15 protein-coding genes are annotated in these 15656 nt (G+C 58.3%); 14 read left to right on the top strand and 1 reads right to left on the bottom strand.

Translation table 11 applies throughout. The features are described 5' to 3' along the window. From AC1D00_RS04910 to AC1D00_RS04845, 14 genes are all read left to right on the top strand, one after another. Nucleotides 1–836 (top strand): LysR family transcriptional regulator (locus AC1D00_RS04910; protein WP_477009877.1); only part of this gene is annotated, 836 nt, incomplete at its 5' end. A gap of 375 nt (nt 837–1211) precedes the next feature. Continuing rightward, nucleotides 1212–1874, top strand: coding sequence for a 4-carboxy-4-hydroxy-2-oxoadipate aldolase/oxaloacetate decarboxylase (locus AC1D00_RS04905; protein ID WP_477009876.1), 663 nt, complete (start codon nt 1212–1214; stop codon nt 1872–1874). A 48-nt stretch (nt 1875–1922) separates the two neighbouring features. After that, nucleotides 1923–2771 (top strand): fumarylacetoacetate hydrolase family protein, encoded by an 849-nt coding sequence (locus tag AC1D00_RS04900; protein ID WP_477009875.1) that lies wholly within the window; start codon nt 1923–1925, stop codon nt 2769–2771. A 182-nt stretch (nt 2772–2953) separates the two neighbouring features. Next, the gene (locus tag AC1D00_RS04895; RefSeq protein WP_477009874.1) at nt 2954–3808 is read left to right on the top strand and encodes a tripartite tricarboxylate transporter substrate binding protein; all 855 of its coding nucleotides are present in this window, start codon (nt 2954–2956) and stop codon (nt 3806–3808) included. Nucleotides 3809–3840: 32 nt separating this feature from the next. Next, the gene (locus AC1D00_RS04890; RefSeq protein ID WP_477009873.1) at nt 3841–4626 is read left to right on the top strand and encodes a glutathione S-transferase family protein; all 786 of its coding nucleotides are present in this window, start codon (nt 3841–3843) and stop codon (nt 4624–4626) included. A gap of 263 nt (nt 4627–4889) precedes the next feature. Further along, nucleotides 4890–5807 carry a LysR family transcriptional regulator gene (locus AC1D00_RS04885; RefSeq protein ID WP_477009872.1) on the top strand — a complete coding sequence of 306 codons (918 nt, stop codon included), beginning with the start codon at nt 4890–4892 and terminating at the stop codon, nt 5805–5807. 116 nt (nt 5808–5923) lie between these two features. Beyond that, on the top strand, nt 5924–7177 hold the full coding sequence (locus AC1D00_RS04880) for an FAD binding domain-containing protein (protein WP_477009871.1): 1254 nt from the start codon (nt 5924–5926) through the stop codon (nt 7175–7177). Between the two features lie 24 nt (nt 7178–7201). Beyond that, the gene (locus AC1D00_RS04875) at nt 7202–8395 is read left to right on the top strand and encodes a M24 family metallopeptidase (protein ID WP_477009870.1); all 1194 of its coding nucleotides are present in this window, start codon (nt 7202–7204) and stop codon (nt 8393–8395) included. Nucleotides 8396–8445: 50 nt separating this feature from the next. Next, a complete protein-coding gene (locus AC1D00_RS04870) occupies nt 8446–9774 on the top strand; it encodes an ABC transporter substrate-binding protein (protein WP_477009869.1) in 1329 nt (442 codons plus the stop codon). Continuing rightward, nucleotides 9774–10721 carry a carbohydrate ABC transporter permease gene (locus tag AC1D00_RS04865; protein ID WP_477009868.1) on the top strand — a complete coding sequence of 316 codons (948 nt, stop codon included), beginning with the start codon at nt 9774–9776 and terminating at the stop codon, nt 10719–10721. Before AC1D00_RS04870 ends, AC1D00_RS04865 begins: the two co-directional genes overlap by 1 nt. Then, nucleotides 10718–11545 (top strand): carbohydrate ABC transporter permease, encoded by an 828-nt coding sequence (locus AC1D00_RS04860; RefSeq protein ID WP_477009867.1) that lies wholly within the window; start codon nt 10718–10720, stop codon nt 11543–11545. Before AC1D00_RS04865 ends, AC1D00_RS04860 begins: the two co-directional genes overlap by 4 nt. A 14-nt stretch (nt 11546–11559) precedes the next feature. Further along, the gene (locus AC1D00_RS04855; protein ID WP_477009866.1) at nt 11560–12513 is read left to right on the top strand and encodes an ABC transporter substrate-binding protein; all 954 of its coding nucleotides are present in this window, start codon (nt 11560–11562) and stop codon (nt 12511–12513) included. Nucleotides 12514–12525: 12 nt separating this feature from the next. Beyond that, nucleotides 12526–13605, top strand: coding sequence for an ABC transporter ATP-binding protein (locus AC1D00_RS04850; protein WP_477009865.1), 1080 nt, complete (start codon nt 12526–12528; stop codon nt 13603–13605). A gap of 179 nt (nt 13606–13784) precedes the next feature. Next, nucleotides 13785–14687: an NAD(P)-dependent oxidoreductase gene (locus AC1D00_RS04845; protein WP_477009864.1), complete on the top strand. Its 903-nt coding sequence runs from the start codon at nt 13785–13787 to the stop codon at nt 14685–14687. Between the two features lie 196 nt (nt 14688–14883). On the opposite strand, the gene AC1D00_RS04840 is transcribed toward AC1D00_RS04845, so the two are convergent. Next, entirely contained in the window at nt 14884–15588 is a 705-nt protein-coding gene (locus tag AC1D00_RS04840) for a glutathione S-transferase family protein (RefSeq protein ID WP_477009863.1), read from the bottom strand. Nucleotides 15589–15656: the final 68 nt, after the last annotated feature.

The raw sequence follows: 15656 nt of genomic DNA, 5'->3' as shown, positions 1-15656 counted from the left end.
CGATCGCTTCGCTCGAAGACGAGTTGCATGTCCGGCTGTTTCAGCGCTCAACCCGTCGGATGACGCTCACGGAGGCAGGAGCGAAGTATCTCGCCCGGATAGAGCCGCTTATCGAGGAAATTGATCACGCCCGCGACGAAGCTCTTGCGATCAGCGTGAAGCCGATAGGAACACTGCGGCTCACCGCGTCAATAGCCTTCGGCTACAAATGTATCGCCCCCATTCTCCCGAAAATGCGTAAGGCCTTTCCCGAGTTGCGGGTCGAACTTCTCTTGACCGACGTAAATCTCGATCTCGTGTCCGAGGGAGTGGATCTCGCGGTGCGTTTGGGACCCAGCCTCGATACCGGATTGATTGGGGTCAGGCTTTTCAACACAAGATATCGTGTATGCGTGAGTCCCAGCTACCTCGAGAGTTGCAGCAAACAGGGAAAGTCTTTGGCGTTGCCGGCGGATCTCTCCAAGCACAAGTGTCTTCTGCTTAACTTGCCGGATTATCGCTCACGATGGTTGTTTCGAGATCAGAACGGAAGGATAGACACGATTTCCGTTCACGGGGACATCGTCATTTCGAATCCGCTCGTATTGACCGCCTGCGCTCTTGACGGCATGGGGCCAGCGCTGCTGGCAAACTGGCTCGTCGATGAGGCGCTCGCTAACGGAACGCTCATAGATCCCTTTCCCGATTATTCGGTTTCGGCCACGGATTTCGAAACGGCCGCATGGCTCCYCTACCCCAGCCGGGCCTATCTGCCCAACAAGGTGCGGGTCATGATCGACTTTTTGCGCAAATCGTTGACCAATAAACCGCAAGAACCTCGGCATCGTCCCGACTAAGTGAGACGCCAATACTCCGGATGCGATCGACACTATTTGCTGTTGGCATCCCTAAATCGTTCCGACAACCTKGCCGCGCCGCTCCGCCGGAATAGCGAAGAATCGAACAACATGCGTCACGCGGCGGGCGATCCCAGCAGATTTTCGTGCGCCGACTTCATCGCAATGACGCCACAAAGCGTCGCGCGTTGTCAGTCGGTTTGCTGCGCTTTGCGCACGAACGTCGTGCGCGCCTTTGTGTTTTGTCGGTCCCTTCGTAATGCAGAATAGGGTTCGATCGCGTCGCCGAACAATTGTTGGTGCGGACAGCGATCAAGAGCCAAGAAAAAACGTCGATTTGATCAGACATAATCCGCACGAGGAGCGCAAGTGACGATGTTAACAGTCACGACACCCGAACCGTTTTCCATTCGATTGCGCGACGAACTAGTAAGGTACGGAACAGCAACTCTGCATGAGGCGCAGGGGCAGGTTGGTGCGATGGACCATGGCATCAAGCCGATTGATCCATCCATGCGTCTTGCCGGCCCGGCGTTAACGGTTGCGGCCTCTCCAGGCGACAATCTCATCGTCCATTACGCCGTGACCAAGGCGCGCGCAGGAGACATCCTGGTGATCGATGCGCAGGGCTTCTTGGAAGCCGGGCTTTGGGGCGATGTGCTATCCGAAGCGGCAATCCAGGCCGGTATAGCTGGCGTCATCATCGATGGCGCCGTGCGTGACTGCGACACGATCTGTGCGCTGGGACTTCCGGTGTTCGCGCGCGGCGTCTCTATCAAAGGCACTGTAAAAAGGCGATCGGGGAAGGTCGGAACCGATATTGTCTGCGCTGGTGCCTTGGTTCGGCATGGAGACATCGTTGTGGGCGATCGGGATGGCGTTGTCGTTGTACCCACACTCGACCTGGAGCGCGTATGCAGCGCAGCGGACAGTCGGATTTCTTACGAAGACGGCATTCGCAATGGGCTCCGCAAGGGCCGGACGACCATCGAGATGATGGACCTGGCCAAATCACTTGAATCGTTCGGCTTGAAGTAGGCGCCTTGGGCGTTGCGCATCTGTTGTTATCACTGAAGGAAAAATAGTATGAAGCTCGTTCGTTATGGCGAGGTCGGACAAGAGAACCCGGGCATCGTTGATAGTTGGGGAAAGGTGCGTGACCTTTCCGGCTTCGTTCCAGATTTTGCCGGCGAAGTTCTGTCTGACGACGGCTTGGCGAAAATCGCAGCAATCGACTTGGAAACGCTTCCGGAGGTTAGCGGGAAGCCGCGTCTTGGCGTGCCTGTGGCGGGAACGCGAAACTTTGTCTGCATCGGACTGAACTATTCCGACCATGCGGCCGAAACGGGAGCCGCGGTCCCAAACGAGCCGATAGTCTTTTTGAAGTCATTGAGTGCTCTATGCGGCCCTGAAGATGACATCCTTATTCCGCGGGGTTCAAAGAAAACCGATTGGGAAGCCGAGCTCGCAATTGTCATTGGTAAAACCGCTCGATCCGTACACGAGAAGGACGCGCTATCCCACATCGCTGGGTACACCGTTTGTAACGATGTTTCCGAGCGCGAGTGGCAAAACGAACGTGGCGGAGCTTGGGACAAGGGCAAGGGCTTTGACAGCTTCGGTCCTTTGGGCCCATGGCTGGTAACCCGCGACGAGGTCCTGAAGGTGGATGATCTCGCTATCTTTCTCGATGTGGACGGCGAGCGAATGCAAACCGGCAATACATCAAAAATGATTTTCAAGGTCCCGGAGTTAGTCGCTTACGTCTCCCAGTGCATCACACTTTACCCGGGGGACATCATAAGTACGGGAACGCCACCCGGCGTAGGACTTGGCAAAAAGCCTCAGCGCTTCCTTCAACCGGGGAGCACCGTTCGTCTCGGCCTAGCCGGCCTCGGCGAACAGATCCACAAGACGCGCGCGGCGGATCGATAGATATGTCAAGGGTGGGTGGAAGTAGTATGGCATCTCGCGCAATTTCGAATCGACCGTCACGCCGTTCCGTGCTTGCCGGTTTTTGCGCCTCGGCGTTGTGCCCCATCACGGGTTCGGCCGAAACTTTGTCTTCCTATCCAGCCAGAACGGTTTCGGTGGTGGTCCCGTTCGCGGCCGGTGGGATGAGCGACATTGTTGCCCGTCCTCTTTCGCATGCCTTGCAACAGGCTCTCGGCCAACCCTTTATTGTCGTATCGAGACCAGGCGCAGGTGGCGGTATCGGTATTCAGGCGGTCGCGGCCGCGCCGGCTGACGGTTACACGCTATTGGTGACATTATCGAGTATCTCTACTTTGCCTGTCGTCGCCGTCGTCGAAGGCAAGTCGCCGATGTTCGAACGTAGCCAGTTCAGCCCGATAGCGCGGCTGGCAGCCGACCCGGCGCTAATCTACGTCCACAGCGATTCACCGTGGAAGACGATCGACGATCTGATAGACGACGCGCGCAAGAATCCAGGGAAGCTCTCCTTTACGTCATCGGGACGCTTCGGACCCACGCATATCCCGATGGAGATGCTGATGCAAGCGACCGGCATTGAAATGCTGCATGTCCCCACCACCGGCGGCAGTCCTTCGATGAGTCTGCTGCTCGGCCGACATGCCGATATCTTCTTCACGATTCCAGGATTGGGCATGGGACAGGTCGAAGCCGGGACGTTGCGCGTATTGGCGGTCTCGACGCGTGAGCGCCTGGCCCGCCTACCTGATGTGCCAACCCTGATCGAGCGCGGCATTGACATCGAGTACACGGTTTGGGCCGGGCTGTTCGCGCACCGGGATGTCCCGTCGGCTATCAGGGACAAGGTAACAGAAGCCGTGACGAAGATAGCGGCCGATCCGAGCTATTCCGCCGCAATCCAGAAGTCCGGGGTAGAACCGGCCTTTCTCAACTCCCAGGATTTTCAGAAATGGTGGGACGCGGACTCCCGCCGAGTCGAAGCTGTCATTCGCAAAGTCGGCGGCAGGTCGCCCGGCTGACGTTCCCCGGTTTCCTGCGTAAAGGCCCCATCATGATCACGCTCTATCACTATCCAAGTTCGCCATGTGCGGCCAAGGTCCGTGCCGTCCTTACCGAAAAGAAACTCGAATGGGGTAGCGAGATCATCAACATTCTCGAAAAGGAGAATCTTCGGCTTGAATATCTCAGGCTGAATCCAAAGGGAGTCGTGCCGACGTTGATCGATGACGGTCTCGTTATCACCGAGTCCACCATCATCATGGAATATCTCGATACGGCATACAGCCGCGACTCACTCAAGCCAGAAGGTGCATATGCTCAGGCGATGATGCGCAAATGGCTGAAATGGGTGGACGGGAGCCTTCATGCTAACTGGGCCGGTCTGGGTTGGACTATTTTGATCCGCCCCACGTGGCTGGAGAAGAGCAGTCGAGAGGTCGACTCCCTGCTAGCGAAACTGATCGATCCGGCGCGCCGCGAACGGCAGGAACGATTGTTCACGCACGGGTACACGGCGCCGGAATTCACGCATTCTCTTGGCGTGCTTGAGCGGACAATGGCTGATATGGAGACCGTCCTTACGGCCCAGCCCTGGTTGATAGGCGACAAGCCCAGCCTCGCAGATATCGCGGTACTGCCTTACATGATTTCGGCCGAGAAGTTCGGGCTCGCGGACATGATGCTGGTCGATCGTCCTGGAATTGTGCGTTGGCTGGACGCCTGGCGAAAGCGGCCGACCTATGGGGCCACGATGCCTTGGGAACTGTCGACTGATCTTGTTCTCGAAGTCCGCGCGAAGAGCAAGGACGCATGGCTGGCGCTTCACAAGGCAGCTTAGGAAAAACTGGAGATTCGGGTCGCGTCAGGCTGTCGTCAACACCGCGCGATGCGTGTGGAGGAAGATGCTTTTTTCGCGTGTCGCCGGTTACACCGTCAGCAACGATGTCCAGGGAGCACTGTGTTTCTAGTTASCCTGGTTAATGCGAATTACGCACGGATCTGATGCGATTTCCTCATTAATGCCCGACGGTACCGTCGATAAGATGCGCCCGGTTCCGAGCTCAAGCCACCTGTCTGAGCGAGCCGACGAGGATCGCCCCGGTGAACCTTGACTTTCGAAAGCTTCGCTATTTCGTCGCTGTCTATGAAGAAGGCAGCGTAACCCGCGCGGCAGAGCGCGAGAATATTGTTCAGCCCGCTTTATCGGTGCATATCCGACAACTTGAGGAGGACCTTGGACGGAAGCTGTTTGACCGAACGGCCCAAGGCGTACATCCCACGCTCGCGGGACACGAATTTTATGGTCTTGCGATGGATTTGCTCCAACAGCTTCAGAGTGTCCGCCAGCGAATGGCGGACGGGGGCGGAGTCCTCCGAGGTGCGGTGCGAATTGGCCTGATGCCCTCGATTTGTCGGGGTCTGTTGGATGGTATTCGCGTTAGCTTCGCGGAGGCGCATCCGGATGTCGCGCTGAAGGTCCTTGAGGCAACGAGCGGCTCGCTTGCAGAGGCGGTCACCGCTGGTCAGCTTGACCTTGCCATAGGCAACGCGCCCGCATCGCAGACGGCTCTCAAATTGCGATTATTGATCCGGGACCCCGTGGTTCTGGTGTCGGGCGCAGCAAAAGCGCTGGTGCCTTGGCAGCCGGTCTGCCTAGCAGACCTTACCGATCTCAAGCTGGTGCTTCCGTCCCGACAAAATGCGATCCGCCGGCTGTTAGATATGAGGCTTAAGGCGGCTGACGTGAAGCCATCCCAATTCATTGAGATCGATGGCCTTGGGGCCACGATGCGATTTGTCTCAGGTTCGACCTGGTCGACGGCGGTACCCAGTATCGCCATGGTTCACGATTGGGATTCCCCCGATTTCGTTCTCAACACGTTGAGCGATACCGACCTCTTCTCCGACATCTACGTGATGCATGCAGCCGACAGACCGTTGTCGCTTCCCGCACATCGCTTTGTCGATGCGGTCCATGCAGCCCTGCGGACTGCTCCGCGGAGGCTGGAAGCCGCATAGCGGGCGACTATACCCCCAATCGGAACTTAACATTACTCGCGACCGAGATCTTCCTGCAATCTCTTCAATAGAAAAAACACGAAGCTAACTGTCTTCGTCGGGAGGAGGATTGCAACATGGCGAGGGCTACGACCTCTCGTCCCCGTGTGATCGTGATCGGCGGGTCGGTCGGCGGACTGTTTATCGGTAACATGCTGCATCGCTGCGGATGGAACGTGGCGATTTACGAACGCGTATCCGAAGGCCTCGCCTCAAGGGGTACTGGTATCGCGCGGCATCCCGAACTGGACATGATTCTTGCCGCCTCCGGCGCGGAGGATGGCGAAATTGTCGGAGTGGACGTCGAGGGTCGCTGCGGCATCGGGGCTGATGGCGAGACTGTAGCTTACTACGCCTACCCACAGACGCTCGGTCCATGGGCGCAGGTTTTCAAGCCTCTGATGCAAGCATTTCCAGCAACGCAGTATCACAAAGGCCGCACTTTGCACTCCGTGCGTGAAACTGATGATGCCGTGGAAGCGATATTTGAAGACGGCAGCTCTGCGAAAGCCGATCTTCTGATCGGCGCGGACGGCTTCCGCTCCGTGGTTCGTCGCTTCGTGGCGCCACAGGTCACGCCTCGATACGCCGGATATGTGGCGTGGCGTGGCATCGTAGAGGAAGGGAATCTTACATCCGCCTGGCGCGAGACAACGCTGAATCAATATGCATTCGCGTTCCCTCTCGGAGGGCAGTTTATCGGATACCCTCTAGCCGGCACAGTGCAGCACCGTCAGCCCGGAGCCCGACTTTATACGTTTCTCTGGTACTATCGCGTGCCTGAAGGCGCTCCATTGGACGATCTTCTGACTGACGAGACGGGTCGTCTTCACGCCTATTCCATTCCGCCAATGCTCATCCGGCCCATTCATGTGAGCCTGTTGCGCGAAGCAGCCGAACGCTTGTTGCCCGCGCGATTGGCGGAAGTGGTTCAAAACTCTCACGGACATCTCGTTCAGCCAATCTACGACGTCATGTCGCATCAAATCGCAAATAAACGTACTGCGCTGCTCGGTGATGCAGCGTTCGTGGCGCGCCCGCACGTTGGTATCGGTGTCCTAAAGGCGGGACAGGACGCGCTCGCGTTGGCGGAGAGTCTTACCGAAGGCGTTTCGATCGCCGATGCATTGGCGCGATATTCCGCCCTTCGCCTTCCTCCCGGTCGAGCCGCTGTTCGGTATGGAAAGTACCTGGGCGCCTTCATCGAGCGCGGTCTCGCAGGGCCAGAGAGCGATCCGAATCTTGGCTTGGACATTGCAACCATACTACGCACCAGCGGTCGACCAGTTCCGGACCCCTTGCCGTCGATGGCCGCAATCGAAGCGGCATGAATACCGAAGTGAAGAAGGAAGGTTATGACCGTGTTGGATAAGCCGCAGCAATCAGAACGAACCGTGCCGTTCAATACTGATCACCTCGACGCGTTGATGGACGCGGCCGGTCTCGACGTTCTGTTGGTCACCTCAAAACACAATGTCCAATACTTATTGGGTGGCTATCGCTTCTTCTTCTTCGATCAGAAGGAAGCCATCGGGCTCAGCCGCTACTTGCCGATCCTGGTCTATCCGAAGGGTCGGCCGGACCGGGCTGTTTATGTCGCTGCGAGGCTCGAGGCCTTCGAGCATCAGCTCGATCGCTTCTGGACGCCCATCGTTCACACCGTCAGCTGGGGCACGCTGGATGCCATGGGGCAGGCCATCGCGGCGCTCAAGTCGCTCGGTCTTCCGATGCGGAGAGTGGGCATAGAGGCGCCATTTTTGCCATCGGATGCATGGACGCTACTTCGGGAGAGTTTGCCGGAAGCGGAATTCGCGGACGCGGTCGTGCCACTCGAACGGCTGCGTGGTTGCAAGACGCCCGCCGAGTTGGATTTGCTGCGCGAGGCTTCCGAACGTGTCGTCGCGGCAATGATCGACACGTTTGCAGACGTCCGGCCGGGAATGACGAAGAGAGATCTGGTCGATCTACTCCGGCAGAAAGAATTTGAGCGAGGTCTTACTTTTGAATACTGCCTGATTACGGCAGGGGCCAGCCTCAATCGAGCGGTCTCCGATCAGAGGATAGAGGCTAGCGATATCGTCTCTCTCGACTCCGGTGGCAACTATGGCGGCTACATCGGGGATCTCTGCCGGATGGGTGTTCTGGGCGAACCCGATGCAGAGCTCGAAGACCTGCTTGGTGCAGTTGAGCAGATCCAGCAGGCGGCCCGCCAGCCGATCAAGGCTGGTGCGCGGGGCGGGGACGTATATTCCGCCGCTGAGACTGCGGTAGCCGCGTCGCCGCACCGTCGCGAAATTCATTTTCTCGCTCACGGCATGGGCCTGGTCGCTCACGAAGCGCCACGGCTGACCGGGAAAGGATTTGTACCTTACCCCGGCTTTGATGAAGACCGCGAGTTGGAAGTTGGCATGGTGCTTTCGATCGAAACTGAAATTCGCCACTCCCGACGCGGCTTTATCAAGCTTGAAGACACGGTGGCCGTAAGCCGGGACGGCAGCGACGGCTTCGGCGACCTCGGTCGCGGCTGGAATCGCATCGGCTCCGGATAAGCAGATTGAATACAAATACAACGATAACGCTAACGGGGAGAAGCCGGCCAATGGATAAGAATGTCATCAGCGCTCTGAGTCGCCGCAGTCTGCTTTTGGGAGCCGGCTCTATGGCAATGATAAGGCCCACAAGAGCGCAATCGCCCAAACCGATCAGCCTCAGCTTCTGGACGTTCGAACAGCCGCAGCAGCGAGGATGGCTGCAGAAACGCGTTCGCCTCTATATGGAGCAAAACCCTCATGTACGTATCGATTTTCAATGGTTCACCTTCGGCGACCTGGGCAAGAAGCTAAGCGTCGGCTATGCCACCGGGACCGCTCCAGACGGCTTCGTGAGCCAGGATTGGTTTATGCCCACCTGGTTGTCCCGAGGCCTGATCGCGCCGTTGGATGTCAAGCGATTGGGCTACGCGAACTACGACGCCTTCGTAGGCGATTTTACACCGGCCTTCGTCGCCGGCGCGGCCCGAGACGGCCAGGTCTACGGCTACCCGCTCTGGTTCTACGGCTTCTGCAACTATCTCAATACGCACCACATTGCCGAGGTCGGCCTCGACCCCGTACGTGACGCATCTCAGAACTGGGAGCATTTCGGGGAGGTCGCTCGTCGATTGACTGTCAAGGATGGTAGCCGCTTCACCCGTCAGGGCTTCAAGTTTGCGATGCACTCCTCGCAATGGACGATGACGCAATTCAATCCAATCCTACTCGACTGTGGCGGTCGTTGGTTCGACGATGACGGCCGCTGCGCGGTCAATGATGCCGCGGGTATTCGGGCAATGACCATCCGCACTTCCATCGCCCGAACTTACGGCGCAGAGGACCCGGCCGAATCGATTGCTACACCTCCTCTGCCGCAGATGGACTGGCTCAAGGAGCGTTGCTCCATGTTCTTTTGCCATCCGATCCCACCTGCGGCGATCCAGTCGCAGAATGAGCGCATGCTTAAGGAGGGCTACTTCCTTCCCGTCCAATATCCCGGTGTCAAGGCGGGCGAAGGCCGTTCGACGACCTACGGGTTTAATCTGGTCGTCAACGCTCGGGCAGCGCAGGAAAAGCAGGAGGCGTTGCACGATTTCTATCGCTTCGTCATGAGCGATCCCATCGACTGCTGGCGCGACACCGGCCCGTTCACGCTGGCACGGCGAAGCGGTTGGACCGAGAGCGACGAGGTTCGAAGCTTCCCAAACGTGCAGGCGGTTCTAACCGCTACGGAGCGCGGCGTGCCGCTTCCCCGCACAGTTGTCTACAACGAGCTAGCCGACGCCATGCACCGCGCCGTGCAGCGAATTTTGCTCAACGGTGCCGAGATTCCGGCAAGCCTGAATGCCGCGGCTGCGGAAGTCGACCGTGCTACCGCGGCATTGCGGAAGGGCTGATGCCGATGGCCGAAGCAACTATAGTGTCCGAAAGCGGTCAATCGGCATCCGACCGGATCTCTCTTCGGCGATTGGGCTATCAGGGCCGAATAGCCCTCTGGGGATTTGGCTTCGTTGCTCCGGCGTTGCTGTTCTTTGCCATCTTCAAGTTTGGTCCGATGGCATGGTCGATCGGACTCAGTTTCACCTCGTACGACATGGTCTCGGAACCAGTATTCGTGGGGCTGGACAACTACCGTCGTGCATTCAGCGATCCTGTCTTCCTCGAGACGCTGAAAAATACGATGGTCTACATCGTCGGTTCCACGCTTTTGCTCACGCTCGCGGGACTCGGCTTGGCGATGCTGATGAACCTCGGTGTTCCCGGATCGCGTCATTGCATGACCGCAATTTTTCTCGCTAACCTGATGCCGATCATCGCAGTCTGCCTGGTATGGCGCTTTCTGCTGCACCCTTATGGGTTGGTGAACCAGGTACTTGCGCCACTGGGCATAGGCCGCATCGATTGGCTGACAGATGGTACGACCGCAATGCCGGCAATTATTCTAGTCACCGTGTGGCGGTTCGCTCCCTACTTCATGATCGTTTTTCTCGCGGCTCTCCTCGCCTTGCCGGAAGATTACTACGAAGCAGCGCAACTGGATGGCGCGGGGCCGGTCAGGCGCTTCTGGCACATTACTTTGCCGCTCCTTGCTCCCACCTTGTTTTTTGTCACGGTCGTATCCGCGTTGCTGAGCGCGCGCATTTTTCTCATGCCCTATATCATAACGGGTGGTGGGCCCGGCAACGCAACGCGCGTGCTGTCGATGCTCATCTACGAGACGGGTTTTTCCTATCTAAAGATGGGTCAGGCCGCGGCGATCTCCGTCATTCTGTTCGCCATCATGCTGGCATTCACGATGGGACAGATGCGCGTTTTTCGGCAACGCGAGCAGGTGCTGGCATGAGGATCTCCGCGTTGCAACTTCGCTCGCTGTCGATGCTGGGGGCTTTGTCGGCGCTCGCCTTTGTATTCCTGTTGCCCATCCTGTGGATGGTCACCGCATCGTTTCAGTCCGGCGAGAAGATGTTTCAGTTGACGACGGAATGGATACCCTCCGTCTGGCACCCAGAGAACTACCCCAACGCTCTCGGTCGAGCCAATTTCCCTGGCTATTTTGCCAACAGCTTCATCGTGTCAGCACTCGTCACGGGTGGGAATCTCGTTTTCTGTACTATGGCCGGGTATGGGCTGGCGAAGTTCACCTTCCGCGGCGACAGGTTTGTCCTACTGCTCATTCTCAGCACTCTTATGCTGCCCCTTGAAGTCACGCTGGTCCCGACGTTTCTGGTCATCTACCAGTTCGACTGGATCAACACCTATCAAGGCATCGCAGGTCCCCTGTTGATCGAAGCATTTGGCATCTTTCTCATGCGTCAATCGATACTTTCCATTCCGTCGGACTACATCGAAGCCGCCCGTATCGATGGCGCTGGCGAACTCCGTATCCTGATACAAATCATCCTGCCGCAGTGCGTGCCGGCGCTGGCGGTGCTCACGATCTTTTCATTCCGCGATAGCTGGGATCAGTTCGTCTGGCCGCTGACGATAACCTCTCTCGATACGTTTCGTACCTTCCCGCTTGGACTGGTCCAGTTCGGCGAGGATTTCGGCACTCCGCCGACGGAACAGATGGCCATCGCGGTTATGGCGACCCTGCCTGTGTTCGCCCTGTTCGCGCTGCTTCAGCGCTTCATCACCAAGGGTTTCGGCCTTAGCGGCCTCAAATAGCCGGGGAAATGCTCTTGTCGGATAAGGTAAAAATCGGCGTGGCTCATCGTGGGGCCGGCCTTGCACCAGTTTTCGCGGCGCTCGACGGTGGCTATTTCGAGCGTGTGGGCCTGGAGGTCGAATTGGCGTTTATCCCCGGCCATCCGGCAGCGTTGGCGGCCCTGATACGGGGCGAAGTCGATTTCATCAACACAGTTGGTCCCGAACTATTATTGGCGAACCATCGGTTAGGCGGCGACGCCGCTGTAATCGCTTCGGCGATCAGCCGGTCTGCGGTCCAGATTTCGGCTCGTTCCGGCATTTCCGAACGGGAGCACTTGCGCGGGCGCCGTTGGGGATGCGTGGCACGGGGAGATGCGGACGAATGCGCGATGGTCACGGCGTTGCAGGCCTGGGGGTGGGATCCCGCCAAGGACGTAGAGATGGTGCCAGTCGGTGACTCGGCTCCAAGACTCGAACTCCTGCTCAATTCCACCCGCGTCGATGTGGCGGTCATGCACGCGCCGGAAGCATTCCAGGCGCAGCGCAAAGGTTGGGAAGTTGTGGAAGATCTGAGCCGGCTCGACATTGCCTTTCAGAACAGTTGTGCTGCGACAACTCGGCGATTCCTTGCCGAACGGCCACTCGTCGCGCAGCGGTACGCGCGCGCTTATGCGGAAGCTGTTTGGCGCTTTCGCACGGATGCGGGCTTCGGACTGGACGTACTCGGCCGAAACATCGGTGAATCGGATCGCTCCATTCTCAGTCAGACCTGGTTGCTGTTCGCGCGCTTGATGGGCGGCATGGTCTTTCCGAGTGTGGAAGGAATGGGCAATGCCGGCGCAGTACTCCACAGGCTCGGCGCTCTTCCCGCGGCGCCAAGCCCGGACGCTTCGATAGATATTGGTCCGATCGCCGCGCTCGAAGTTGCGGGCGATTTCTTCGACATCATGGGCGTACCGCCGGCTTGGCGGAGAACGGCGATCTAAAGGGAGGGCGGCATGGCCGGAGTGAGCCTACGAGGCGTGGTGAAGCGGTACGGAACGATTGAGGCTGTCCGCGGGATCGACCTCGACATCGCGGACAAGCAATTCGTCGCGCTCGTGGGCCCGTCTGGTTGCGGCAAGACAACCACGCTGAGAATGATAGCGGGACTGGAGGATATTTCCGAAGGTACRATTGATATCGGAGGACGCATCATCAACGATGTCGCCCCAAAGGATCGCGACATCGCCATGGTGTTCCAGAGCTACGCGCTTTATCCACATATGACTGTGTCTCAGAACATGTCATTCGGTCTAAAATTACGTGGCTTGGCGAAAGCGGAGATCGGAAAGCGGGTTGAGGATGCTGCCCGTATTCTAGAGCTTGAACCTTTGCTCGAAAGACGGCCCAAGGCCCTCTCCGGCGGGCAGCGCCAGCGCGTGGCGATGGGGCGCGCTATCGTCCGCAATCCCCTGGTGTTTCTCTTCGACGAGCCATTGTCGAATCTCGACGCGAAACTACGGGTGCAAATGCGCACGGAGATTAAGAAGATCCATCAAAGACTTCAGACCACGACGGTCTACGTTACGCACGACCAGATCGAGGCGGTCACGCTTGCGGATGTTGTGGTCGTCATGAACCGTGGTGTGATCGAGCAGGTTGGTACGCCCCAACAGGTCTACCGCGCTCCGAGAACGCGCTTCGTTGCCGGGTTCATGGGTTCGCCGGCGATGAATTTTGCGGACTGCCGCCTCGCACCGGATGGTGAGGGTCTTTGTTTGCAGTTGCCGGGTGACATCAGCCTCGTCATTCCGCAGGAGAGGGTCGTCCGATACCGCAATTTCGTCGGACGGCCCATGCTGTTTGGGATTCGGCCTGAACACATTGTGGAAGAAGCAGCGGGCGCTATCCGAGCAAGGATCGACGTCGTCGAGCCTATGGGCGCCGAGACCGTGGTGGTTTTCCGCATCGGGGCCATTGATTTTTCTGCGCGGCTGGGCCCGGACACGACCGTTCGCCCAGGCGATTGTATCGGATTGCGTTTCGATCTTTCCAACATGCACCTGATTGATCCCGTTTCAGATCTGGTGGCGTGAAGAACGTAACGGATGAACTGACGGTGTACTGCTGGTGACCGCTCGAAAATGAATTGGCGATCGTTCGTTAAATCGACGGTCGACGGGCTGGCCGAATACGGGGCGACCCGGGATGGAACAGCGACAATCGCACATGCGCTTGCATATCGAATTTATTCTGCAGCAGAGGAACTAGCCGGATGAACGCCCCAAATATGCCGTCGGTCTGCCTCCTCGGGCTCGGTATTATGGGTTCGGCGATGGGCTCCAACCTCGTACGCGCCGGCTTCCGACCCGGGGGATACGATATCCAGCCGGATGCGATCAATCGCTTCGAGAGTGCCGGCGGGTCACCGTTTTCCTCGATCGCAGAGGCTGCGGCTGCTTCCGAAATCATCATCACGTCTCTGCCGACCGTGGTGGCACTTTACGACGTCGTCGCCGCGCTGGAAGTCGCGGTCCGGCCAGGTATGATTCTGGTCGAAACGAGCACTTTTCCGCTTGCCGACAAGGTCGCAGCACAGGTGCGGCTGAACGCGATCGGCGTCACGATGCTCGATTGCCCTCTTTCCGGAACAGGTGAGCAGGCCAAGACGCGTGACTTGCTCGTCTATGGCAGCGGCCCTCGGGACGCCTACGATAGATGTATTTTGGTGTTCGGCGGGTTCGCCCGTGCGGCCCACTATCTGGGAGAGTTCGGCAACGGATCCAAGATGAAATATGTCGCAAACCTGCTGGTAGCAATTCATACCGCGGCGGCCGGCGAGGCCTTTGCGATAGCCCGGATGGCAGGACTTGACCCGGCGGAAATGTTCGCAGTGATTGCGGATGGCGCTGGAGGATCCAACTCGCTGCGTGCCCGTGGTGCAATGCTCGTTGCCGATAGCTACACTCCGGTACGGACGATGCCACTGTCGCTGTGGCAGAAAGATCTGCGAATCATCACCGAATTCGCCGAGAGTCTTGCATGTCCCACGCCGATGTTCTCTGCCGCCCTGCCCCTGTTCAATGCGGCTGTCGCCGCAGGTTATGGAGACCAGGACACCGCTGCTGTCGCCGCAGTATTTAGGAACCTGGAGCGGCCGAGCGCAACTGATAGGTAGGACTGTAGTCGCGGGCAGTCCAAGACTGAGATAAGGCCCCAATCGCGGCGCTAGAAGCAAATTGCGATTGGTCCGCCCGCTAACAGGTTGGAGCTGCGAACTCTAGCCACCAAGTCAACCTGTGTTGGCGCCAGGTGCCGCTAGGCGCAACGGCAAGCAAAACGCGCCGCGAAAACGCTGTTTGCGAGTTCACAGCCTAAATTGTCGGACTCTTTTCGGCTTCCCGCCAATGCGGCGGATAAGTCGATTCAAATCCTGGCAGAGCCTGCACTCTGCGTCCCCAGAATACGATCTGCGGAAAATCCTGAAATAGCTTGAGGACGTTCGCGGGAATCTCCGTGCCCGCGGCTGACTGCTGGATCGCACGGCGAAGCCAGGCGATGCTGGGATAAAGCATGCAATCAGCAGCCGAAGGCTGATCACCGACCGTGAAGTCGTCAAGCTCCAGCGCTCGTTCCCATCGTGCCAATTCCTCCCGTGTGGTCTGCGCCGCCGAGATTAACTCGTCCCGGCTATCCGCCGCTTGTCCCCTGAACAGGATTCTTGCCACGGTTCCAAGCGGTGCATGAAGCGCGGTTTCCACCTCGATGACCGCCTGCCAGACCGCGGCAGCGCGCGCGGGGTCGCGACCGAACAGCGGGCGCGCCGGCCAACGCGCATCGAGAAAGGCCAGGATCGCAATCGACTCGTGGATTACTACATTCTCAAACCTRAGCGTCGGGACCCGACCACGAGGGTTGATCGAGAGATAGACTTCCGATTTGTGTTCACTCTTGGATGGATCCAGGCGGCAGGAAATATAAGGAATCTCCTTCAATGCGAGGCCGAGCAACACGCGCCATGCGGGCGGGCTGCCACTGATCCAAAACAACTCGGGCCGGTCGGTTAATGCTCCGGTCATGTGCCACGTCCGTGCCTAGTTTCTCGACGCCTGCAGATAATGCGAGCTGTGAACGTACAATTCAAAGC

Source organism: Bradyrhizobium sp. P2_E8, from assembly GCF_056403875.1.
This window is presented reverse-complemented; position numbering and strand designations above follow the sequence as displayed.